The sequence below is a fragment of the Microbacterium meiriae genome, from assembly GCF_025143875.1.
GTDB classification, from domain to species: Bacteria; Actinomycetota; Actinomycetes; order Actinomycetales; family Microbacteriaceae; genus Microbacterium; species Microbacterium meiriae.
In genome coordinates, this window is the sequence record NZ_JAMBDU010000006.1 from 137,638 (window position 1) to 160,139 (window position 22,502).

25 protein-coding genes and 1 pseudogene are annotated in these 22,502 nt (G+C 70.5%); 12 read left to right on the forward strand and 14 right to left on the reverse strand.

Features of this window, described 5'->3' with window-relative positions; translation table 11 throughout:
* Positions 1–14 precede the first annotated feature (14 nt).
* The 6 genes from M4D53_RS06065 (at position 15) to M4D53_RS06090 (ending at position 4,462) form a co-directional block, all read left to right on the forward strand.
* Positions 15–473, forward strand: coding sequence for a DUF6194 family protein (locus M4D53_RS06065; protein ID WP_259952673.1), 459 nt, complete (start codon positions 15–17; stop codon positions 471–473).
* 23 nt (positions 474–496) lie between these two features.
* The gene (locus M4D53_RS06070; RefSeq protein ID WP_259952676.1) at positions 497–1,021 is read left to right on the forward strand and encodes a putative immunity protein; all 525 of its coding nucleotides are present in this window, start codon (positions 497–499) and stop codon (positions 1,019–1,021) included.
* A gap of 119 nt (positions 1,022–1,140) precedes the next feature.
* The gene (locus M4D53_RS06075) at positions 1,141–1,818 is read left to right on the forward strand and encodes a response regulator transcription factor (protein WP_259952678.1); all 678 of its coding nucleotides are present in this window, start codon (positions 1,141–1,143) and stop codon (positions 1,816–1,818) included.
* Positions 1,811–3,136, forward strand: coding sequence for a sensor histidine kinase (locus tag M4D53_RS06080; protein WP_259952682.1), 1,326 nt, complete (start codon positions 1,811–1,813; stop codon positions 3,134–3,136). The genes M4D53_RS06075 and M4D53_RS06080 overlap by 8 nt, the downstream gene beginning before the upstream one ends.
* A gap of 170 nt (positions 3,137–3,306) precedes the next feature.
* A complete protein-coding gene (locus M4D53_RS06085; RefSeq protein ID WP_232089130.1) occupies positions 3,307–4,206 on the forward strand; it encodes a hypothetical protein in 900 nt (299 codons plus the stop codon).
* A 28-nt stretch (positions 4,207–4,234) separates the two neighbouring features.
* Positions 4,235–4,462: an RNA-binding S4 domain-containing protein gene (locus tag M4D53_RS06090; protein WP_187662734.1), complete on the forward strand. Its 228-nt coding sequence runs from the start codon at positions 4,235–4,237 to the stop codon at positions 4,460–4,462.
* Here M4D53_RS06090 and M4D53_RS06095 read toward each other — a convergent pair.
* A complete protein-coding gene (locus M4D53_RS06095; RefSeq protein ID WP_187662735.1) occupies positions 4,402–5,391 on the reverse strand; it encodes a DMT family transporter in 990 nt (329 codons plus the stop codon). The two genes, M4D53_RS06090 and M4D53_RS06095, sit on opposite strands and share 61 nt — an antisense overlap.
* Before the next feature lie 32 nt (positions 5,392–5,423).
* Here M4D53_RS06095 and M4D53_RS06100 point away from each other — a divergent pair, with 32 nt between their 5' ends.
* Positions 5,424–6,029, forward strand: coding sequence for a TetR/AcrR family transcriptional regulator (locus M4D53_RS06100; RefSeq protein ID WP_187662736.1), 606 nt, complete (start codon positions 5,424–5,426; stop codon positions 6,027–6,029).
* Here M4D53_RS06100 and M4D53_RS06105 read toward each other — a convergent pair.
* Positions 6,026–6,502 carry a hypothetical protein gene (locus M4D53_RS06105; protein WP_187662737.1) on the reverse strand — a complete coding sequence of 159 codons (477 nt, stop codon included), beginning with the start codon at positions 6,500–6,502 and terminating at the stop codon, positions 6,026–6,028. The two genes, M4D53_RS06100 and M4D53_RS06105, sit on opposite strands and share 4 nt — an antisense overlap.
* 91 nt (positions 6,503–6,593) lie before the next feature.
* Between M4D53_RS06105 and M4D53_RS06110 the strand changes: the two genes are divergently transcribed.
* A complete protein-coding gene (locus M4D53_RS06110; RefSeq protein WP_259952686.1) occupies positions 6,594–7,226 on the forward strand; it encodes a winged helix-turn-helix transcriptional regulator in 633 nt (210 codons plus the stop codon).
* A 9-nt stretch (positions 7,227–7,235) separates the two neighbouring features.
* Here M4D53_RS06110 and dnaB read toward each other — a convergent pair whose 3' ends face one another.
* Positions 7,236–8,609 (reverse strand): replicative DNA helicase, encoded by a 1,374-nt coding sequence (dnaB, locus tag M4D53_RS06115; RefSeq protein WP_187662739.1) that lies wholly within the window; start codon positions 8,607–8,609, stop codon positions 7,236–7,238.
* A gap of 517 nt (positions 8,610–9,126) precedes the next feature.
* On the opposite strand from dnaB, the gene M4D53_RS06120 reads away from it, so the two are divergent.
* Entirely contained in the window at positions 9,127–10,191 is a 1,065-nt protein-coding gene (locus M4D53_RS06120) for a hypothetical protein (RefSeq protein WP_259952688.1), read from the forward strand.
* A gap of 102 nt (positions 10,192–10,293) precedes the next feature.
* Positions 10,294–12,012, forward strand: a complete 1,719-nt coding sequence (locus tag M4D53_RS06125) for a beta strand repeat-containing protein (protein WP_259952690.1) — start codon at positions 10,294–10,296, stop codon at positions 12,010–12,012.
* Between the two features lie 205 nt (positions 12,013–12,217).
* Here the strand turns inward: M4D53_RS06125 and M4D53_RS06130 are convergent, their stop codons facing one another.
* The 3 genes and pseudogenes from M4D53_RS06130 to M4D53_RS06135 all read right to left on the reverse strand — a co-directional run.
* A complete protein-coding gene (locus M4D53_RS06130; RefSeq protein ID WP_259952692.1) occupies positions 12,218–12,583 on the reverse strand; it encodes a cupin domain-containing protein in 366 nt (121 codons plus the stop codon).
* 16 nt (positions 12,584–12,599) lie between these two features.
* Positions 12,600–12,926: a CapA family protein gene (locus M4D53_RS17540; RefSeq protein ID WP_396817193.1), complete on the reverse strand. Its 327-nt coding sequence runs from the start codon at positions 12,924–12,926 to the stop codon at positions 12,600–12,602.
* A gap of 119 nt (positions 12,927–13,045) precedes the next feature.
* Positions 13,046–14,725 (reverse strand): annotated as a pseudogene (locus tag M4D53_RS06135) (acyltransferase family protein); the annotation flags it as partial.
* An 87-nt stretch (positions 14,726–14,812) separates the two neighbouring features.
* On the opposite strand from M4D53_RS06135, the gene M4D53_RS06140 reads away from it, so the two are divergent.
* A complete protein-coding gene (locus tag M4D53_RS06140) occupies positions 14,813–16,507 on the forward strand; it encodes a S1 family peptidase (protein ID WP_259952697.1) in 1,695 nt (564 codons plus the stop codon).
* A gap of 80 nt (positions 16,508–16,587) precedes the next feature.
* On the opposite strand, the gene rplI is transcribed toward M4D53_RS06140, so the two are convergent.
* From rplI to rpsF, 4 genes are all read right to left on the reverse strand, one after another.
* A complete protein-coding gene (gene rplI, locus M4D53_RS06145; protein WP_187662744.1) occupies positions 16,588–17,040 on the reverse strand; it encodes a 50S ribosomal protein L9 in 453 nt (150 codons plus the stop codon).
* 11 nt (positions 17,041–17,051) lie between these two features.
* Positions 17,052–17,306 carry a 30S ribosomal protein S18 gene (gene rpsR / locus M4D53_RS06150; protein ID WP_017829850.1) on the reverse strand — a complete coding sequence of 85 codons (255 nt, stop codon included), beginning with the start codon at positions 17,304–17,306 and terminating at the stop codon, positions 17,052–17,054.
* Between the two features lie 71 nt (positions 17,307–17,377).
* Complete coding sequence (locus M4D53_RS06155) at positions 17,378–17,881, reverse strand: single-stranded DNA-binding protein (RefSeq protein WP_025102815.1); 504 nt, start codon at positions 17,879–17,881, stop codon at positions 17,378–17,380.
* Between the two features lie 5 nt (positions 17,882–17,886).
* Positions 17,887–18,255 carry a 30S ribosomal protein S6 gene (rpsF, locus tag M4D53_RS06160; protein WP_021201450.1) on the reverse strand — a complete coding sequence of 123 codons (369 nt, stop codon included), beginning with the start codon at positions 18,253–18,255 and terminating at the stop codon, positions 17,887–17,889.
* Between the two features lie 226 nt (positions 18,256–18,481).
* Between rpsF and M4D53_RS06165 the strand changes: the two genes are divergently transcribed.
* Positions 18,482–19,186 (forward strand): hypothetical protein, encoded by a 705-nt coding sequence (locus M4D53_RS06165; RefSeq protein ID WP_259952707.1) that lies wholly within the window; start codon positions 18,482–18,484, stop codon positions 19,184–19,186.
* A gap of 58 nt (positions 19,187–19,244) precedes the next feature.
* Here the strand turns inward: M4D53_RS06165 and M4D53_RS06170 are convergent, their stop codons facing one another.
* The 4 genes from M4D53_RS06170 to M4D53_RS06185 all read right to left on the reverse strand — a co-directional run.
* Positions 19,245–20,084, reverse strand: a complete 840-nt coding sequence (locus M4D53_RS06170) for an ABC transporter ATP-binding protein (protein WP_259952709.1) — start codon at positions 20,082–20,084, stop codon at positions 19,245–19,247.
* Positions 20,077–20,892 (reverse strand): ABC transporter ATP-binding protein, encoded by an 816-nt coding sequence (locus M4D53_RS06175; protein ID WP_187662748.1) that lies wholly within the window; start codon positions 20,890–20,892, stop codon positions 20,077–20,079. Before M4D53_RS06175 ends, M4D53_RS06170 begins: the two co-directional genes overlap by 8 nt.
* Complete coding sequence (locus M4D53_RS06180) at positions 20,889–21,800, reverse strand: ABC transporter permease (RefSeq protein ID WP_259952711.1); 912 nt, start codon at positions 21,798–21,800, stop codon at positions 20,889–20,891. The genes M4D53_RS06175 and M4D53_RS06180 overlap by 4 nt, the downstream gene beginning before the upstream one ends.
* On the reverse strand, positions 21,797–22,502 hold a 706-nt coding region (locus M4D53_RS06185; RefSeq protein WP_259952713.1), incomplete at its 5' end, for an ABC transporter permease. The genes M4D53_RS06185 and M4D53_RS06180, both read right to left, overlap by 4 nt.

Sequence of the window (22,502 nt, forward strand, 5' to 3'; positions counted from 1 at the left end):
CTCAGCATTGAAGGATGGAAATGCAGGAGATCATCGCAGAGGTCCGTTCGTTCGACGGCGTGCTCGTCATCGCCCCGGAGGCGGGCAGCGACTTCCCCGAACTGTCATGGGGAGACGCGTACTTCTACCACGCGCCCGACGGCCGGATGCCCGAGCGCACTCAGCCGTACGGGACGATCATCACGAAGGACTATCCCGACGACACGTCCTCCGCGCTGGACGCTCCAGGGCGCTTCCGGGTGAACATCCACGTCGGACGCGAGCGCGCGGGGTCGATCATCGCGGCGGCGTCTCTCACAGGCGACGACACCGACCCGACGGCGGTCGACGTCTTCCGCCCTCACCCCCTGTACGGCACCGCCGGCTGGGTGTGCGTCATCGACCCCGCAGAGGCGACGGAGGGTGCCGTGCTCGCCCTTCTCCGCGAGGCGCACGAGGCGGCACGTGCGCGCACCGGACGACGGGCGCGATGAGTCCCGTGTCGACTCCTCAGGGCATGACCGAGTCCGACCGTCGGATCGTCGCGGTGTGGGCGGCCGACTGCGCCGACCGCGTGCTGCCGCTGTTCGAGAGGGAGGCCCCGGACGACGTACGTGCGCGTGATGCCATCGCCAGGACGCGCGCCTTCGCCCGTGGCGAGCTCGCGGCTGCGGGCGAGATCCGTCGTCGCTTCGTCGCGGGCAGGGCTGCCCGCAGCGCCGTGACACCTGCCGGCACCGCGGCCGCTCGCTCCGCGGCACAGGCCGCCGGGGTCGCGCACATGGGTGCGCATGCTCTCGGGGCAGCCGCCTACGCCGCGCGAGCTGTCGAGCTGGCACACCCGGACGCCCCCGACGTCCGCGTCGCAGAGGTGCGCTGGCAACTCGCGCACCTCTCCCCCGAGGCCGCTGCGGCCCTGCGCACCCTCCCGCCCCTGGGCACCGACCCCGCCGGCCCGCTCGGCCCCGGGCTCCTCTCCTCCGGCCCCCTCGGCGAAGTGATCCGCGACCTGCAGGCACACCTCTCGTCCGCCGTCGATTGAGTCCCTCTTCGAATCGCGCAACTGGCTGTATCTGAGCCGCAGATGGAACCAGTTGCGCGATTCGAAAGCGGCCCGACGGCTTCAGCCCCGATTCAGCGTCGACCCGCCACACTGGGGGGATGCGGATCCTGGTGGTGGACGACGAGGTGCGTCTGGCCGAAGGCGTGCGCCGCGGACTCGAGGCGGAGGGCTTCGCGGTCGACGTCGCCCACAACGGCGTCGACGGCCTGTGGCGGGCCCGCGAGACCCGGTACGACGCCATCGTGCTCGACCTGATGATGCCCGGCATGAGCGGGTGGAAGGTCTGCGAGGCCCTGCGCGCCGAGGAGAACTGGACCCCCGTGCTGATGCTCACCGCCAAGGACGGCGAGTGGGATCAGGTGGAGGCGCTGGAGAGCGGCGCCGACGACTACGTCACCAAGCCCTTCTCGTTCGCGATCCTCGTGGCCCGACTTCGGGCACTCCTGCGCCGCGGCGCCGTGGCGCGACCGACGATCCTCGAGGCCGGCGACCTGCGACTGGATCCCGCGGGACACCACGTCTGGCGCGGCGAGACCCCGATCACCCTGACGGCCCGCGAGTTCGCTGTGCTCGAGCACCTGATGCGGCACCGGGGGCAGGTGCTGTCGAAGCGCGACCTGCTGGCCGGCGTCTGGGACGACGACTTCGACGGCGACCCGAACATCGTCGAGGTCTACGTCGGCCACCTCCGCCGCAAAGTCGACAAGCCGTTCGGGCGCGAGGCGATCGAGACCATCCGCGGTGCGGGCTACCGGCTGGCGGCGAACGGTGGCTAGGCGGCTCTGGCGGTCGGTCCGCGGCCGGACGACGCTCGGCGCCACCCTGGTCGTCGCGGTCGCGCTGCTCCTCGGTGCCTTCTCCTTCTACGGGGTGCTGAGCGCGAGCATCCACGGCAGCACCGAACGCGCGGCGGAGCAGCGGCTGGAGGAGCTCGTCAGCCGGTTCGACGGTCCGGGCCGACGCGGCCCCGACCAGCTCGACGACGACCTCGTGCAGCTGCTCGGACGAGACGGGTCGGTGCGGGCGTCCAGCGAGGAGGCTGCCGATGCGCTCGGCGCCACCCCGCTGCCCGTGGACGACGATCCGCAGGTGGTCCGCATCGACGGGGAACCCATGCTCGTGGTGTCCGACGACGTGGAGGGCGACCAGACCCTCGTGCTCGCGGTGCCGATGGACGAGGACGCGGAGACCCTGGCCACCGTGGCGACGCTGCTCGTGATCGCCGTCCCCGCGCTGCTGCTGCTCGTGGCCGTCACCACCTGGCTCGTCACGGGGCGTGCGCTGCGGCCGGTCACACGCATCCGCCAGGAGGTCGAGGGCATCACCGCCGAGCGCCTCGATCACCGGGTGCCGGTTCCCGACACGGCGGATGAGATCCACTCCCTCGCCGTGACGATGAACGGGATGCTCGATCGGCTCGACGCGGCGGCGACCGCGCAGCGCCGCTTCGTCTCCGACGCCTCGCACGAACTGCGGTCTCCCCTGGCGACGATCCGTCAGCACGCGGAGCTCGCCCAGGCGCACCCGGAGGTGACGAGCATCGACGAGCTCGCCGAGGTGGTGGCCGAGGAGGGGCTGCGACTGCAGGGCATCGTGGAGTCGCTGCTGCTCCTCGCCCGCCTCGACGAGGGCGCGGCCGGGAGCACCGAACCGGTGGATCTGGACGACCTCGCCCTCGCGGAGGTGCGCCGGCTGCGGGCCGCCGGACTCGACGTCGACGGGTCCGGCATCCGCGCGGCCCGCACTGCCGGCGATCCCCGCCTGCTCGGCCAGCTGCTGCGGAACCTCGCGGACAACGCCGCCCGGCACAGCAACGGCCGCGTGGCGATCGGGGTGGAGCCACGGCCGCCGCACGTCGTCCTCACGGTCGAAGACGACGGCTCCGGAATCCCGCCGGAGGAGCGGGACCGCATCTTCGAGCGCTTCGTCCGGCTCGACGAGGCCCGGAGTCGCGACGCGGGAGGCAGCGGGCTCGGTCTCGCGATCGCTCACGGCATCGCCACCGCCGCCCACGGCGCGATCGCGGTGGACGCCTCCCGGTGGGGCGGCGCCCGCTTCACCGTCACCCTCCCCTCGGCCGGCCCTCTCTCCTGACCCCGCCCCCGGGCACAGCTTCGGAGATCCCCCACGACACCCCGGCCATGACCTCCTCCCGGACGGCGTGTCGTCGCCGAGCTCCGAAATCGTGCCCGGGATATCGGTTCCTGAACGGGGCTTCAGGAGGCTTCAGGGTGGCTTCAGCGGCGTCGGGAGACCATCGAGACATGAACGACAAGACTCCTGCTTCCGACCAGAACCCCACGCCGGACGAGAACCGCGCCTCCGGACCGGACTCGGCATCCGCCGTCCCGAACGCGGGCCAGGACCACACCGCAGGACAGGGCTCCCCCGCCGGCCCCGGCACGAACGCGAACGCCGACGACCCGACGGTGCCGGTCGCGCCGACCACCGATCCTGCCGCGACGCCGAACGGCGCGCCGGAGGCACCGGCCGCCGCAGCGACCCCCACCAAGCCCGGACGCAAGCGCGCGCTCCTCATCGGCGGCGGGATCGCGGCCGCGGTGCTGCTCGCCGGCGGAGGCGTGGCAGTGGGCGCCGCGATCGGCGACGAGTTCGGTGACGACGACGACCGTCCCGCCATGGAGGGCCCCCGACACGAGGGCGATCACGGCCCGCGCGGAGACCACCGCGGCGACGACGACGCGCGCCCGAGCGGAGACCGGGGCGACCGCGGTCCGGTGACCGGCATCGGCACCGACGACGTCGACGAGCTCCTCGCGATCGCCGCCGCCGCCCAGGACGCCGCGGAGGGCGAGGTCACCTCGATCGACGCGAAGCGCGACGGGACGTGGGAGGTGCAGCTCACCACGTCCGCTGGGGACGAGACCGAGGTGCGCGTCGACGACGAGCTCGCCGCGACCGTGGTGTCGACAGACGCTGCGGACGGCGACGACCAGGGTCCGACTCTCACGCTCGACGAGGAGACCATCCGCACGCTCGTCGATGCCGCTCTCGCCGAGGCCGAGGGGATGATCACCGACCTCGACGTGGACTCCGACGACGTGAGCCCCTACGACGCCTCCGTCCTGACGACGGACAACCGCTCGATCGACATCTCCTTCGATGCCTCGTTCGCGGTCGTGGGCACCGACATCGACGAGTGACGGTCGGCCCGACGGCTAGCATGCAAGGATGACGAACTCCGATCCGATCGACGAAGTCTCCATCGGCGGCGAGGTCATCCGCCTCGGGCAGTTCCTCAAGTTCGCGGGCCTGCTCGATTCGGGCGGCGACGCGAAAGAGGTCATCATCGACGGCTACGTCACCGTGAACGGCGACGTGGACCGGCGCCGCGGGCGTCAGCTCCGCGATGGCGATGTGGTGACCTTCGAGGGCCGGGCGGTGCGCGTCCGGCCCTGACTCGGCACCGCGGAGCCGTCCTCCTCCTGGCCCCGATTCCGCGCCTCGCTCACGAGCACGGCGGTCACCCCGGCCCCGCACAGCGCGAACCCGCCGAGCGTGATCGCGGTGAGGGGCTCGCCGAGCAGCAGCGCCCCGCCGATCGCGGTCGCCGGGGCGACGAGGAAGAGCAGGGCCTGCAGCGCGGTGATGCCGACCCGGCGCAGCAGCCACCAGTACAGTCCGTAGGCGCCGAGCGTAGGGAAGACCGCGGTCAGGACCACGGCGATCCAGAACGACGGTCGAGCCGGCGGCACGAGTGCCCCGGCGAGCGCGCCGATGACGAGGAGCAGCACTGCGGTCACGCTCACGTGGATGGTCAGGGTCAGCAGCACCCCCGTGCGCACGGCCGTCCGCCGCTGCACCAGCGTGCCGATCACGAGGCAGACCATCGCCGTCGCCGGAAGCAGGTAGGCGACGAGCGGCGCGCGGCCGGCGCCGAACTGCGACTGGACGACGAGCAGCACCCCCACCGCCCCGATCACCAGCCCCGCGACCTGAGCGCCGCGTACGCGGAGGCCTAGCACCGGACCGACCAGCACGGCGACGAGCAGCGGCTGGACGGCATCGATCAGCGCGACGGTGCCGGTGGCGATGCCTGCGGCGACGGCGGCGTACACAGCGGCGCAGTATCCGAACTGGGCGAGCGATCCGACGAGCGCCTGGACGCCGAGTTCGCGACCGGTCATCCCCCTCGCCGCACCGGACACCGCGACGAGGACCACGAGCACGACGGCGAGCGGCGTGAACCGCCAGACCAGGAGCGTCAGCGGGTCGACGTCCGTGGTGGCGACCGCGGGGATGAGGAATCCCGAGCTCCACGTGAGGACGAAAGCCACCGCGGCACCGACGGTGAGGAGGCGCCCGAGTATACCGATCTGTTTACTCATCCGCCCACTATACAGGTTGGTATACTCGGCGCATGTCGATCCCCGTCCCGGAACTCCCCCCATTGACCCCGGGAGCACGCCGCGTGCTCGACGCCGCCTCCGACCTCTTCTACGAGCGCGGCATCCACGCCATCGGAGTCGACACCATCGCCGCGGCCGCCGGCGTCACGAAGAAGACGCTGTACGACCGCTTCGGATCGAAGGAAGCGCTCGTCGTGTCGTACCTGCAGCACCGGGACGCCCGCTGGCGCGATCACGTCGCGGCCCACCTCGCGCGGGTGCCGGAGCCGGGGCCTGCCCGTGTGCTCGCGATCTTCGACGCAGCCCTAGCCTGGGTGCCCGACAACAGCACCAAGGGATGCAGCGCCATCAACGCGCGTGCCGAGATCGACGGCCCCGGGGATGCCCCGCTGGTGCTCGCCGAGGCCCGTCGCGAGAAGGAGTGGCTGCTCGCGGTGTTCGCAGAGCTCTGCGATGAGGCGGGCTTCCGCGATCCGGAACGTCTCGCGGCGACGCTCATGCTCCTCTATGAAGGGGCCATCGTCACCGTCGGCATGGGGACCTTCGCCGAACCGTTCGTCACCGCTCGCGACAGCGCGCGGCGGATCCTGGAGTCCACACCGTCCGACGCGTCCTAGACGTCGGTCGTCGGCAAGGACGCGCGCGGCGGCAGCACAGCGCGCACCGTGACCACGAGAAGGGCCACGAGCAGCACGACCATCGTCACGTCCGCGACGATGTAGGCGTAGTGCGCGCCATCGGTTCCCGGAGCCTCCTGCCCTGCGATGACGAGATCGCTGCGCCGATTGAGGATCGGGCGGATGACGATCACCTCGACGAGGAACGCCAGCCACAGCCCGCCGAGCAGCAGCGCCGAGGGACGTCCGGCCCTGGCGCGGATGCTGACCGCGGTCAACACGAGGAGCACCGCTCCCGCGAGGACATTGAGGGCGGTGAAGACGAGGCGACCGATGCCGAGCCCCAGCGGGATCGTGATTCCGGGAGCCAGGAACTTCAACGGCGCCTCCAGGAATGAGATCGCGACGATCGCCCCGAGCAGGAATGCGGGCAGGAGCAGGCGCAGCGCGGTCACCGTGCGTCCACCCGTCATGGCCTCAGGCTAACCGGACCGGTCGCCGCCGTCGCCAGACCTGGCCGTGGAAATCGGCCCCTCGCTCGGCGCGCAGGGGATAATGGGTAACATGCCACGTCCTACCGACGCCTACCGCGGGCTCATGCAGAGCAGCCGGCTGCGGGTTCTCGCCGCCTTGATGGACACTCCGGGAATCGGCCTCGCCGAGCTCTCCCTCCGCATGGGCCTCCACGTGAACACGCTGCGCGACCACCTTCGCGTGCTCGAAGGCGAGGGCCTCGCCCGGTCCGAGGTGGAGCACACCGGTCGTCGCGGACGGCCGCGGCTGCGCTTCTCCCCCGTGTTGCCGAGCGAGCCGAATGAGATCGAGGAGCGGCGGGTCCAGGAGGCGATCCGTCACGGCGACCTCATGCGCGCGGTGCTCCCGGCGACGCGATCCGGGCTCCCGGAGGCCGCGACGCATCAGCTCGATGCGCTGTTCCACCACCTCGACGACGTGGGCCTGCAGCCGGACATCGACGAGAAGGCGATGACCGTCGACCTCTCCCCCTGCCGCTTCCACACGCTGCTGACCGATGACCAGACCCTGGTCTGCCGGGTGCACGAGGAACTCATGAAGTCGGTGCTGGCGAGAGCGGGCGGCCCCGTGGAGATCGAACGCGTGATCCCGTTCACGACGTCCCACTCCTGCCACGTCCGGCTCAGCCTCCGCGAGGAGTCGGCGTCCGACGTGGGACGCTGACGCCGCGGCTCAGGTGAAGTCGCCGCCGGGGGCCATGTCGGCGAACCGGGAGTAGTGCCCCTGGAAGGCGACCGTGATGGTCGCGGTCGGACCGTTACGGTGCTTGGCCACGATGAGGTCGGCCTCGCCGGGACGGACGTCCTTGTCGTAGACCGAGTCGCGGTGCAAGAGGATGACCATGTCGGCGTCCTGCTCGATCGATCCGGACTCTCGCAGGTCGCTGATGGCGGGCTTCTTGTCCTGTCGCTGCTCGGGACCACGGTTCAGCTGCGACAGCGCGATGACCGGCACCTGCAGCTCCTTGGCGATGAGCTTGAGGCTTCGGGAGAACTCCGAGACCTCCTGCTGACGGGACTCGACGCGCTTGCCGGATGTCATGAGCTGGAGATAGTCGATGATGACCATCCGCAGACCGGCCCGCTGCTTCAGCCGCCGGCACTTCGCCCGGATCTCGACGAGCGTCATGTTCGGGCTGTCGTCGATGTAGAGCGGGGCGTCGTTGATGCGGCCGCGGGTGGCGGCGACCGTCGTCCAGTCCCGCGGGTCGAGCGTTCCCTTGCGCATGTTCTGCAGCGGGATCGCCCCCTCGGCGCTGAGCAGACGCATCGCGATCTCGCTCTTGCCCATCTCGAGCGAGAAGAAGATCGAGGGGAAGTCGTGCCCGATCGAGGCCGCACGGGCGAAGTCGAGGGCGAGCGTGGACTTACCCATCGCGGGTCGCGCGGCGACGACGATCATCTGGCCGCCGTGCAGGCCGTTGGTGAGCTCGTCGAGCTCGCGGAAGCCGGTGGGGATGCCGGTCATGGAACCGTCGCGGCCGTTGGCCGCCTCGATCTCCTCGACGGCGGCATCGACCGCGACGGTGAGCGGTACGTAGTCCTCGGCCGTCTCCGAGCCGGTGACCGAGTAGATCTCCGCCTGCGCGTTGTTGACGATGTCGGTCGCGTCGCCCTGGCCGTCGTAGCCGAGCTGGACGATGCGCGTCCCGGCGTCGACGAGGCGGCGGAGGATCGCTCGCTCGGAGACGATGCCCGCGTAGTAGCCGGCGTTGGCCGCGGTCGGGACGATCGACGTAAGGGTGTGCAGGTAGTCCGCGCCGCCCGCCTTGTTCAGCTCACCGGTCTTGATGAGCTCGTCGGTGACGGCGACGACGTCGGTCGGCTCACCGTGGGAGTAGAGGGAGAGGATGGCCTCGAAGATGAGCTCGTGCTTCGGGATGTAGAAGTCGGCGCCCTTGAGCGTCTCGATCACATCGGCGACGGCGTCCTTCGACAGGAGCATGCCGCCCAGGGCGCTCTGCTCGGCGAGGAGGTCGTGCGGAGGGGTGCGCTCGGGCGGACGCTGCCCTCCCAGGCGCTCCGCGGAGATGTCGGCGATCGACACTGTGTTCCCTTCGATGCGACGGTTCTGAGGCGGGCCCCGCGCTCGCATCCGCGGATGCCGGTGCGGGGGACCGCGGCCGCGCGGCGGCCATCCCCAGACAAGCAGGTGCCCCCGACATTCGGTCGCTCGACCACGCTATGAGCGGTCTCCACACGGTGCAACACGGCCTGTGGATAACCATGTGGACAGCGTGCGGACAATCTCGGAGTGTCTGTGCAGAACGGGTGTGGATAACCCGGTGGACGGTGTGAAGAGCGAAGTTTTTTCTGCCAGCCGACCAGGCATAAATCGTTTCCCCAGCCTGTGGATGAAAACGAGTTTAAATTGCGCGTTGAAGGTTTCCCCTCCGGAGGGGGCATGTGTAGAACCTGGGGAAAGTCAAGCCGGAAATCCGCCGGGCGCGTCACGATCTGACACGAGACGAATCGGATGTAAACGCCCCTGGACAGAGAGGGGGTGCGCGAGTATTCTCCCTCCCATCGACACACGCGTAGACCTTTCGGAGGGGGAGGACCACGTGGACGCTCGGACCACCCGACGCGGCGTACCCCACGCCGTCCTCTGGGGTGGCGTCGGCGTGCTCGCCTGGGCGGCCCTGACCGTCCTCACCGGTGGGGGCTCCGCGCATGCGGCCGAGGAGCCGAAGGGTCCGCTCGACGGCCTCACCTCCGTCGTGTCGGAGACGGTCACCGCCGTGACGAAGCCGGTCGTGAACAACGTCGTGGCTCCGGTAGTGAAGCAGGTGGCGACGCCGGTGGTCCAGGAGGTCGTGGCCCCCGTCGTGCACGAGGTCGTCGCTCCCGTCGTGACCCACACCGTCGCTCCTGTGCAGGAGGCGGCTCCCGCCGTCGTCGAGACGGTGACCGAGACGGTGACGCAGGTCCCCGTCGTCGGAGACACCGCGGCCCCGGTGCTCGAGGCGGTCGCCGAGACCACCGAGACGGTCGTCGAGCCCGTGACCGACGTGCTCGGCTCTGCACCGGTCTCGCAGATCACCGCGCCCGTGCTCGACCTCGTCGGCGGCCTTCCGCTGGTCGGCGGCATCGTCGTGGACTCCGGCGCCATCGACCTGGTCGAGAACGTCGTCGGTGTCGTCGACGGCACGACCAGCCTGATCGGCGGCGTCGTCGAAGAGACCGTTCCGCCGGTCGTCGAGGTGCTTACGCCACATGAGCCGGCTGCACCGCAGACACCGGAGGGCTCCGTCCCCATGGGCGTCCCCCCTGTGCGCGACGACATCGCCGCGCTTCCCGAGCCTGCTCCCGCACCGTCGGCCTCGCCGAGCACGGGCCAGGACTCTGTGCTCCGCACCGTGGCTTCCTTCGCAGGTCCGGTCTCCGCACCCGACTCCTCGGACGCCGGTGCCGGTGACACCGCTCCGGTGCCGTTCGGTGCTCCTCCGGCCGCTCCGGCCGCCCCCGCCTCTTCCTCCGCCACCTCGGCCGGAGGTTCCGCCAGCGCCCCCGCTCGCCTCAGCGAGATCGGCGCGACCCCGCTCCGTGCCTGGGAGCGGGCCGCCGGCGCACGGGACGACGCCCTTCCGGGCGCACCCGTCGCCGACACCGACGTCTCGCCTGACTGACGGACTGTCGCGTCATCCCACCGGGATGACAGATGCCGTGCTGCGCACGCACTTCCTCGCGCGCATCCCATCAGACAGACCAGTCACGTCAGGAGAACCATCATGCGTACCTACGCGAAGCGCGTCCTCTGGGGCACGCTCATCGCCGGCGGGATCACCCTGCTCGGCGCGACGGCCGCCAATGCGGCCGAGACATCCGGAGACGACGGCTTCCTCTCCGGCACCCAGGTAGTAACGCCCATCACCGCCCCGATCACGGTCGTCGACAACGCGATCTCCGTGCTCGGCGACGCGGCATCCACCGCGCCGGCTCCGGCCCCGGCTCCCGCCCCTGCTCCGGCTCCCGCACCGGCGTCCGCCCCCGCTCCGCAGACGAGCGGCGAGGAGGGCACCGCATCCGGCACCCAAGCCGTGGTGACCGTGAACCTCCCCGTCACGGTGACGGACAACGCGATCAGCCTCACCGAAGACTCCACGACCAGCACCCCGGCCGCCGCTCCTCCCCAGAGCGCGGCTCCCCAGGCCCCTGACGCGGCCGGGGTGCTCTCCCTCGACACGGACGGCCTGGATGGCGTGCTCTCGGGCACGCAGGCTCTGGTGGCGGTCAACGCCCCGGTGACCGTGTCCGACAACGCCATCTCGCTGCTCGGTGACTCCGAGTCGGCCGCTGAGGGAGAGAGCGCCGCAGCACCGGCGCCTGCCCCGGCGACCGGGTCGAGCACCTCGGGCGAGGACGGCACCGCGAGCGGCACCCAGGTCGTCGCCCCGGTGACGGCCCCCGTCACGGTGAGCGGCAACGCCATCTCGCTCCTCGGCGACAGCGAGGCCACCGGCACCTCCGGCGGCACCGCGGCCCCGACCGCACCCGCGGCCGGCGGGAGCACCACCGGCGGTGACGACAGCATCCTCGGGGGCACGCAGGCCGTGGCACCCGTGACGACGCCTGTCACCGTCGGCGGCAACGCCATCTCGCTCCTCGGTGACAGCGAGGCCACCGGCACCTCCGGCGGCACCAGCCCGGCACCGGCTGCGCCCGCGGCCGGGTCGAGCACCTCGGGCGAGGACGGCACCGCGAGCGGCACCCAGGTCGTCGCCCCGGTGACGGCCCCCGTCACCGTCGGCGGCAACGCCATCTCACTCCTCGGTGACAGCGAGGCCACCGGCACCACCGGCGGCGCCACGGCCCCGACCGCACCCGCGACCGGAGGCAGCACCACCGGCGGTGACGACAGCATCCTCGGCGGCACCCAGGTGGTCGCGCCCGTGACCGCCCCCATCGGCGTCACCGGCAACGCCATCTCCGTCACCGACGACGCCACCGTCACCGGCACCACCGGCGGCGCCACGGCCCCGACCGCACCCGCGACCGGAGGCAGCACCACCGGCGGTGACGACAGCGTCCTCGGCGGGACTCAGCTGGAGCTCCCGGTGACGCTTCCCATCACGATCGGCGGGAACGCGATCTCCGTCGTCGGCGAGAGCACGGTGACCGATCCCGGCACGAACCCCGGCACGGACCCGGGCACGGACCCGGGCACTGATCCCGGAACGGACCCGGGCACCGACCCGGGCACGAACCCCGGAACCGACCCGGGCACGGACCCCGGCACCAACCCCGGAACCGACCCCGGAGCGAACCCGGGAACGACGCCGAGCACCGGAGCCGGCATGACCAGCATGCCGTGGGCTGCGGGTGCCGCCGCGACGGGTGAGGCCACCGGCCTCGCGATGACCGGTGGCGCCTCGGCCCCGTGGCTGTGGGCCCTCGCCGCTCTCCTGCTGCTGGGAGGTGCGGGCCTGCTGCGCCGTCGCGCGGCGTAGGCGCTGAGCCCCGGCGGTGGCGATGTCCTCGGGGGAGGAGACTCGCCCCCGCCGGTGCGCGGCAGCGTCCGCCCGTGCGGTGCAGCCCTCGCTGCGCTTCCTCTGCCGAGCGTGACCGCCGCGCAAACGGCGGATGCCCCGTGGTCCCCCACCGCGGGGCATCCGTGCGCCCGTTCGGCGAGGTGCGCGGGATGCGATGTGGTGGTTAGCCGAGCTCCTGGAGCTCCGCCGTCATGTCGCCGCCTGCGTCTCCGGTGTTGACCGTGCCCTTCGGCTCGAAGAGGATCGCCTGCACCTCTTCCTCGGCTTTCGGGCAGTGCTCGATACCCCGGGCCACCACGAACACGTCGTTCGGGTTCAGGATGACGTCGCGGTCGCGGAGCTGGATCGTCAGGCGCCCGCTCACCACGAAGAACAGCTCGTCGGTCTCGGGATGCGTGTGCCAGACGAACTCGCCCTGCAGCTTCACGACCTTGACGTCGTAGTCGTTGACGCTCGTCAGCCGGTGCGGCTGCCAGTGCTCGTGGATGGTGGACAGGGCCTCGTGCACATTGCGAACGTCGTCCGTCATGGCCAGCAGCCTATCCTCACGGCGGGGCGATCAACCCGTCGGCGTCGACGACGGCGGCACTGCCCGGGAAGTCCCGTCGGCCGCGCTCGTCCATCAGGGCGCCGGCCCGACCGGTCGGATCGGGCGCCGGGGCGCCGCCGTCGGCCTCCAAGACGATCGAGCGGACCTGTCCGCCGAGATACGTTCCGTCTGCGCGGAGACGGACCGACAGGTAGGCGCCGAAGCGCGTCTCCTCCTCGGCCCCGAAGACGCCCCCTCCCGCGAAGTTGCCCAGGCTGTACGCGATGAGCCGGCCACGGTAGAACTCCGCACCCCGGACGACGTGCGGACCGTGCCCGACCACCAGATCGGCCCGGCGTCGACGGCGGCATGCGCGAACGCCTGCGGATCACCCCGGTTCTCCCCGAAGCTGTGCTCGGTCCCGCCGGTGACCCCGTCGGCCTCTGGTCCCTCGGCGCCCATGTGCGCGTGGACGACGACGAGATCGGCCTGTTCCGCCGCCGCGCGCACCACCTGACCGACGTGACGGAGGTCGGTGACCCGGTTGAACCCCCCGTAGGGCGCGAACCCGACCAGGGCCACGGTGGTCTCCCCCACCCTCGTCACGACGACCTCGTTCCGGTCGCCGACCGCGTCCATGCCCTCTGCGCGGAGGATCGTCCTCGTCTCTTCGACGCCCTCCCGGCCGAAGTCGTGACTGTGGTTGTTCGCCTGATTGAGCACGTCGAAGCCGCGCAGCGCCTCGACGGCATCCGGCTCGCTGCGGAACGCGAGGCAGTGGTCGCTCCCGCCGCACTTGTCGACGCCGGTATCCGCCGCGATCACCTGCTCCAGGTTGCCGGTGACGATGTCCTCGGTGAACCAGGGGCGTATCTCGTCGAAGGTCGATCGCCCGCGATCCGCCGGGATCCCGCGCGACGCATCGTACAGCAGGATGTCGCCGACGGCGCCGACGCTGACCTCGCCCTCGTTGGTGGCGGCGCGGTCGGCGGTCGCGGCCGGCCGGGCGGGGATCGCCGCTGCCGCGCTGACGGCGAGGCCGACCCCCAGCAGTGCCAGCATCGCGACCGGGGTCCGCCAGGGGACTCTGCGAGGCGCGTCGTCGACCGCGGCCCGCCGACGCGGCAGGTCCCACAGCCAGGCGAGTCCATCGCGAGCGGTGAGGCGATCGAGGCCGATGCACGCGGCGACGAGACCCGCCGTGAGCACGACCGGGAGCAGGACGGCCGCGAGCAGCTGCACGGCTTGCCCCGCGTCGGACAGGACCCCCACGAGCGCGGCGTCGGCGAGCGCGAGCAGCGGCATGTGCAGGAGGTAGATGGGCAGGCTCCAGACGCCGAGCGCTTGCAGGCCCCGCCCGGCCAGCGGGAGGCCCGCGAGGATCGGAGCGACCGCGAGTCCCATCGCCACCCCGAGGACGGACACCGCCGGCCACACCCCCGGAACGGTCTCCGTACCCGTCACGCGCATGACGGCGTAGGCGGCGAGGTACCCGAAGATCAGGGCCCCGGCGAGTGCTGGTCGCGGACGAGCGGTGAAGCGACGGATGCGCGGTGCGAGGTACGCACCTCCGAGGAAGAAGAAGAGGTTGTAGAGGAGCGATCCGCGGTTGCTCACCACATCGACCAGCCCGGCGGCCACCGCCACCGAGAGGACTCCGGAACCCGCCAGCATCACGCCGCGCGGCAGTCGCTGCAGACCCTTGGCGACGACGAAGTACAGCGCGAGGGCGTAGAGGTACCAGGTGTTCGGCGGGCTCATCGTCACCCCCTCCACGAACGCGGAGACACTCCTCGGTACGAACGTCGGGAAGTCGGGGAACGCCCACATCGCGGCGGCATGGATGAGACTCCACAGCAGATAGAGGTAGAGGAAGCGGGCCACGCGCGGACGGAGCACGGCCGCCCACGGTCGAGCCAACGCTGCGGAGGCGAAGTATCCGGACAGGAACAGGAACAGCGGCATGAGGAACGGCCAGATGAGGTCGCTCGCGAGACCCCAGGCTCCGGGAAGGGGGATGCCGAGCCGCCAGTCGACCTGCAGGTAGGTCTTCAGCACGACGTGCCAGAACACCACGAGGACGATCAGCAGCCCCTTCGCGGCATCGCCCCAGGGCGCGCGCGATGTCGTCGCTGCGGTCATGACACCAGCCCACCCCACCGGATGTTGCGAGAACGTATGCGAATCCGGCGACAGTCCTGCAACATCCCCGTCCGTACGGTCCTTCGCATGACACGCATCAGATACCTCGTCGCCGCCGTGCTCGCCTCGCTCCTGGTCCTCGCGGGCACGACGCCCGCGCTCGCGATCAGCGACGGCAGCGACGCGACGGAGCCCTACCCCTTCATGGGCGCCTACAAGCCCGGCTACCCGAAGACGCCGGGGCCGGGAGGCAACGGCTGCGGCGTCACCCTGATCGACGCGAACTGGGGCCTCACCGCCGCGCACTGCCGCAAGAACAACCTCGTCAGCACGGGAACGCCGAAGGGATGGACGGTCCAGTTCGGTTCCGCCGACGTGACGGAAGGCGGTGAGGTCGCCACGGTGAGCCGGTTCTTCCGCCTCCCCGGGGGTACCGAGCCCGTGTTCGGTGAAGACCTCATGCTGTTGCGCTTCGACGAGCCGGTGTCGCAGACGCCGATCCCTCTCGCGTCGGCGCGGCCGAAGGTCGGCACGGCGGTGCGTTTTCTCGGTTGGGGTAATGACGCGAGTCCGAGCGAACAATCCCACTACCCGACGATGCTGAAGGAGTTCGACGCGCGAGTCCTCGACAACGCCGACTGCCCCACCATCGAACGAGTCAGCGAGATGTGCGCCGGCGACGGCGACAGCAAGACCGGAAACGCAGACTCCGGGGGGCCGCTGCTCGTCCGCGTGAACGGAGGGTGGGCCCTCGCCGGCATACTCACCGGCAGCGAAGACCAGAACCCGGAGGTCAGCGGCCTCTTCACCGACGTGACCGCGCACGCGGACTGGATCCGGACCGTCATGTCGACGTACGAGTCGATTCCTGATGACGTCGTGCCCCATGACCCCCTCGCCGGCTACCCGGGCGTCGGGCCCTGCGCGTCCTCCATCGTCAGAGCCGCGGCGTCGACGGACGAGGACCATGCCCTCCTCCTCACCAACGGGCACTGCACCCCGGCCGTGGATCCGTCTCGAGACATCCCGCAGCCTGGAGCATTCGAGCTCGACCGATCATCGGACTCCTCGGTCCCGTTCAAGGACGAGAAGGGGTACCTCCTGACCACGTCGAGGACCGAGCGGCTGCTGTTCGCCACCATGACCGGCACCGATCTCGCGCTCTATCGGCTCGACGCCTCCTACGCCGACCTCGAATCGCAGGGCGTCACCGTCCTGGACATCGCCGCCGCGCCGCCGAAGATCGGAGACGTGGTCACCCTGCAGGCGGATGAGGGCTTCACCTGCACCGTCGAGACGGTCGTCCCCACCCTGCGCGAAGGCGAGTATGAGCTCTACGACTCGCTGCGAATGGCGAAGGGCGAGTACTGCGAGACCTACCACGGCACCTCCGGGGCAGCCCTCGTCGCCCCCGACGGGAAGACCATCGTCGGGGTGAACAGTTCGAGCAACACCGACGGGGAGAAGTGCACGGAGGACAACCCGTGCGAGGTGGGGGCGGACGGGAAGATCAGCGTCCACACCGATCAGGCCTATGCCCGTCAGGTCACCGTGCTGAACGACTGCATCGCGGCCGGTTCGGTGTTCGACGCGGACGCTCCCGGGTGCACCCTCGCCGCCGCTGCCCGTGGCGAGGAGCCGCTGAACGTCCCGCTCCTCGTCGGCGGTGCGGTGTTCGGCCTCGGCATCGTGGCGTTGGCGTGGGCGCTCGTCGCGCAGCGTCGACGGAGGCATCACCTCATCGACCAGACGATGGAATCAGGCAGCACCCCTGCCGCCTGACCCGCGTCCAGACGCAGAAACGCCCCCTGTCCCGGAGGACAGGGGGCGTTCTGTTCGACAGGCAGGGCCCGTCGGGTGCCTTACTTGGCGGCGACGACCTGCAGCGTGATGACGGCAGTGACGTCCTCGTGCAGACGCACGGTCGCCTCGTGCTCACCGGTCGCCTTGATGGGCGAGGTGATGTGCACCTTGCGCTTGTCGATCGAGCCGAGGCCCGCAGCCGTGACGGCCTCTGCGACGTCGGCGGTCTTCACCGAGCCGAACAGACGGCCTTCCTTGCCGGCCTTCACCGCGAGGCGCACCTTGGTGCCCTCGAGGGTGTTCTTCAGGGCCACAGCCTCGTCGCGGTCGTGGATCGCGCGTGCCTGACGCGCGGCCTGGATCGATGCGACCTGCTTTTCGCCACCGCGGGTCCACGCCGTAGCGAAGCCCTGCGGGATGAGGAAGTTGCGGGCGTACCCGTTCTTGACCTCGACCACGTCACCGGCGCTACCGAGCCCGGCGACCTCGTTCGTGAGAATCAGCTTTGCCATCTCGATACCCCTTACCGGCCGGCGCCAGCGTAGGGCAGGAGCGCCATTTCGCGCGCGTTCTTGATCGCCGTGGCGATCAGACGCTGCTCCTGCACCGAGACACCGGTGATACGACGGGCGCGGATCTTGCCGCGCTCCGAGACGAACTTGCGAAGGGTGGCGACATCCTTGTAATCGATGACACCGACCCGGATGGACTTCGCGGGAGCGGTGGGCTTGCCACCCTTCCGCGGCTTGCGGCGGTCGCCGCTCGACTTTCCAGCCATAGTTTTTCCTTAGTGATGAGCGGGGTGCGGCCCTTCGACAAGCTCAGGGACCCACCCGTGAAGAAGTGTTTTCAGAAGGGGGTGTCGTCGCCGAAGCTGCCCGGAGTGCTCCAGGCGTCGGCGCTGGTCGACGAGCCGGGCGTGGACCACGGCTCCTCCGACACCTGCTGCTGCTGCGCGGGACGGGACTGTCCCCCGCCGCCACCGCCCGAGGCCGCACGGGTGACCTGCGCGGTCGCGTACCGCAGCGAGGGGCCGATCTCGTCGACCTCCAGCTCGATCGCGGTGCGCTGGTTGCCCTCGCGGTCCTGGTAGGAACGCTGGCGCAGACGACCCTGCGCGATCACGCGCATGCCCTTGGTGAGCGAGCCCGCCACGTGCTCGGCGAACTCACGCCACACCGAGGCGCGGAGGAACAGCGCTTCGCCGTCCTTCCACTCGTTCGCGGCACGGTCGAAGTTGCGAGGCGTCGATGCGATGGTGAAGTTCGCCACCGGCAGCCCGTTCTGCGTGTAGCGCAGCTCGGGGTCGGCGGTGAGGTTGCCCACCACGGTGATGACGGTTTCGCCGGCCATGAGACTTAGGCCTTCGCAGCCTTGGCGGCCTTGCGGGCAGCCTTCTCTTCGGAGCGCTTGGCCTCGGAAGCGATCATCGCCTGAGCCTCTTCAGCGCGGAGCACCTTGGTGCGCATAATCTGCTCGTTCAGCTTGAGCTGACGGTCGAGCTCCTGCGTGGCGGCGCTGGTCGCGGTGAAGTTGACGACGGCGTAGATGCCCTCGGTCTTCTTCTGGATCTCGTAGGCGAGACGGCGCTTGCCCCAGATGTCGACGTTCTCGATAGAGCCACCATCGTTGGTGATGACCTTCAGGAACTTGTCGAGCGTCGGGGCGACCTGGCGCTCGTCGATCTCGGGGGTCAGAATGACCATGAGTTCGTACTGGTGCGTCACTTACCCACCTCCTTCGGACTAGAACGGCTCTCGGGGCTTTCCCGGGAGCAGGAGGGTGTGTGCACGTGCCCGCCCGTGGAATCCCGAATGGACGCCGCAAGGCAGACAACCTCGACAGTCTAGCGGAGTTTCCTCGGAACCGCCTCCCGCACATCCGCTCGGTCCTTGGCATGCTGGAGGGCGTGCCTGGTGACGGTCATCGGCACGTGACCTGGAGGGGGGCGCCATGCGCGTCAACAAGTGGGGGGTCGGCGTCGTGCTCGCCGCCGCCGTCATGCTCACCGGATGCTCGGCGGGAGCGTCGGACAAGCCGGCCGAGTCGAAGCCGAGCGGGGCCGCGTCGCAGGAGGCCGAAGCGCCGTCCACCGACTGCCCCGAGCTCGCCGACGGCGCCACCGTCGACGGCTCTGCCCTCGGCGCCTGCATCGCCGAGGCCATGACCGACACTGCCGGCTACGCCGCCAAGACCGTCGTGATGGGCATGGAGTCCACCACGCGCTTCAACCCGTCCGAGAAGGCGCTGGAGTCGCTCTCCCCGATGGGCTCGATCGTCGCGATCGGCGACGACGTCTGGGTGAAGTCGCCATCGAGCGACTGGCAGACCGCCGACCCGTCGTCGAGCGACCCGATCATCGCGAGCCTCAGCACCACCGCGAAGGACGTCACCGCGATGGACCCCGCCGAGACGGCGAAGGCCATCACGGGTGACTTCACCGTGACCGGCACCGGCGAGCGCCTCGGCCAGAAGGTCTACCTCGTCAGCGGCACCGTCGAGCAGGCGGGCACGCCCGTCGAGGTCGTGTTCGAGGTCACCGAGGACTACGTCAACCTCGCCTCGACCAGCTCCGCGACCGTCCAGGGGCAGTCGGTCGACGTCGCGCTCGAGATCACCGAGTGGGACGTGAAGCAGGACATCGTCGCGCCGCTCTGATCGCACGAGACACGCGAAGGGCCGGGGTGCATGCTCCGGCCCTTCGCCGTATCAGGCGTCAGTAGGCGACGGGAGGCACCTCGGCCCAGACCGCGCGGTCGTCGGCGGAGGGGGCATCGGGGATGCGGCCGGTGCCGTCCGGCTCCGGGATCGCGGCGAGCAGCGCCTGCGTGTAGGGGTGCCGCGGCGCCGCCCAGAGCTCAGCGGTCGGCCCTGATTCGAGCACCCTCCCGCCGAACATCACGAACGTGCGGTCGGCGATGCGGCGCACGACGGCGAGGTCGTGGGAGATGAAGAGCATCCCGGCGCCGGACTCGGCCACGAGGTCGCGCATGAGCCCCGCGACACTCGTCTGGGTGGACGCGTCGAGCGCGGAGATCGGCTCATCGGCGACGAGCAGCGAGGGCCGCGCGGCGAGCGCTCGGGCGATCGCGATGCGCTGCTTCTGGCCGCCGGAGAACTGATGCGGGAAGCGGGTGCGCACCTCAGCGGGCAGTCCGACCCGCTCCAGCCACTCCTCCACGGTGGAACCGGCGGCACCGCGCGCGCGGGCGGTCGCGATGCCGTCGGAGATCTGGTCGCCGATCCGCCGGCGCGGGTTCAGCGAGGTCGCCGGGTCCTGGAAGACCATCTGGATGCCCGTGAGCGCCGTGTCACGACGACGGATCCCCAGCGGCGCGACGGGGGCTCCGCGGAACGACACCGTCCCGCCGGCGGTCTTCTCGATGCCGACGACAGCGCGGGCCAGGCTCGACTTGCCGCTGCCGGACTCGCCCACGAGGGCGACCGTCTCTCCCGCCGCGACACTCAGCGAGACGCCGTTCACCGCGATCACGGGCGGGGTGCCCGGATACCGCACCACCACGTCGCGCGCGTCGAGGACGCTGACCTCACTCATCCGCGGCCTCCTCCGGGCTCTCATCGATGCGCGATCCCGGCAGGGCCGCGAGCAGCATGCGGGTGTACTCGTGCTGCGGAGCGCGGAACAGCGTCTCCCGGTCGGCGAGCTCCACGATGCGACCGTCCTTCATGACGGCGACCGTGTCGGCGATCGCGCTCATCACGCCCAGGTCGTGGGTCACGAGCAGGACGGCGAGGTTCCGCTCGATCGCGAGGTCGCGCAGCAGCTTCAGGATGCCGGCCTGCACCGTCACGTCGAGGGCGGTCGTCGGCTCGTCCGCGAGCAGCACCTCCGGATCGCACGCGAGGGCGCACGCGATCGCGATGCGCTGCCGCTGCCCGCCGGAGAACTGGTGCGGATACCGCTTCAACGCCTCGGCCGGATTCGGCACCTGCACGGTCTGGAGCAGCTCCACCGCCCGCTCGCGCGCAGCGGCGCCCTTGAGCCCGAGATGCACGCGCATGTGATCGGTGAGCTGCCGACCGACCGGAAGCTGCGGGTGCAGCGAGGCCGACGGATCCTGGAAGACCATCGCGATCCGCTTCCCGCGGATGCGGTTGAGCCCCCGGCGGTTGCGACCGACGAGCTCCTCCCCCGCGAGCAGGATCGAGCCGCCGGTCTTCGCCTGTCGCGGCAGCAGGCCGAGCACGGCGAGGGAGGTGAGCGTCTTGCCGGAGCCGGACTCCCCCGCGAGGCCGTGGATGCGCCCCGGTTCGAGTTCCAGGGACACGCCCTTGACCAGCGGACGGCCGATGTCGATCGTGAGGTCGCGGATGCTCAGCGTCGCCGTGCTGTGCGCGGTCATGCGGGCACCCCCGTCGCGGAAGCCGTGTGCTCCGCCTGCTTCTCGTGGGCGATCTCGGCGGTCGGGTCGAGCACGTCGCGCATCGCGTCTCCGAGGAAGTTGAACGCGAGCACCACCGTGAGGATCGCGAGACCGGGGAAGACTCCGAGCCACCAGGCGTCGAAGTTCTGCATCGCACCGGAGATCATCGACCCCCACTCGGCCGTCGGCGGCTGCGCCCCCAGGCCGAGGAAGGAGAGGCCGGAGAGCAGCAGGATCGCCGCCCCGATGTCGAGTGTCGCGAGCACCAGGACCGGGCCGGCGATGTTCGGGAGGATGTCGACGAACAGGGTGCGCACCGGCGAGTGTCCGAGCAGGCGGCCCGCGATCACGTAGTTCTGTCCGCGGAGACCGAGCACGATGCTGCGGGTGACGCGGGCGTACTGCGGCCACGAGACCACGATCGCGGCGATGACGGCGTTGAACAGCGAGGGGCCGAGCGAGGCCGCGACCACCATCGCGAGGATCACGGTCGGGAACGCCATGAACAGGTCCGTGATGCGCATGAGCGTCTCGTCGACGGCGCGCCCGAAGTACCCGGCGACCGCGCCGACGAGGGTGCCGATGATGAGGGCGGCGATCACGAGCATGAGCGCGAGCGGCAGACTCACCGTCGCGCCGGTCATCAATCGGGAGAAGATGTCGCGGCCGTTGCCGTCGGTGCCGAGGATCGTGTCGATGCCCGGCGCCTGCAGACGGGACAGCACCTGCGCGTTCGGCGGGTAGGGCACCCACCACTGCGCGGTGAAGGCGACGATGATCCACGCACCGGCGATGACGGTGCCGATGATGCCGAGCGGGGTGCGCCAGGCGCGCGGCCAGCGGAAGCGGAAGCGTCCGGCGGGGGTCGCTGCGGCGATGCGGCTCATGCGATCCTCACTCTCGGGTCGAGCACGCCGTAGAGCAGGTCCACGATGAAGTTGATGAGGAGGTAGATGACACCGACCACAAGACCGACACCCATGATGCCGGGCAGGTCGAGATTGGCGGCGGAGTTGTAGGCGTACGTGCCCAGCCCCGGCCAGGCGAACACCGACTCGACGAGCACCGTTCCGGAGAGCAGGGCTCCGAAGGCCACGCCGACCACCGTCAGGATCGGCAGCGAGGCACCCCGGAGCACGTAGTCGAGGATGACGCGCATGGCCGGCAGGCCCTTGGCACGGGCCGCGCGCACGTAGTCGCTGCCGAGGACCTCGAGCACCGAGGTGCGGATGAAGCGGGTGAGCAGTCCGATGGTCACGAGCGAGAGCACCATGACCGGCAGCGCGAGGTGCGCGAGGGCGTCGAAGAAGCCCACCGCGTCGCCGTTGAGGAGGTAGTCGACCGTGTAGAGCCCGGTCACCCGGGGCGGCGGGGTGATCGACGGCGAGATGCGTCCGGAGCCCGGCGCGATGCGCAGCTCCAGGAAGAACACGTAGAAGCTGACCAGCGCGAGCCAGAAGGTCGGGACGCTGAGCCCGACGAGCGTGACGACGCGGATGACCTGGTCGGTGACGAGTCCGCGACGGTAGGCCGCGAGCGTGCCGAGCACGATGCTGACCGCGAGGCTGACGATGATCGCGCTGATCGCG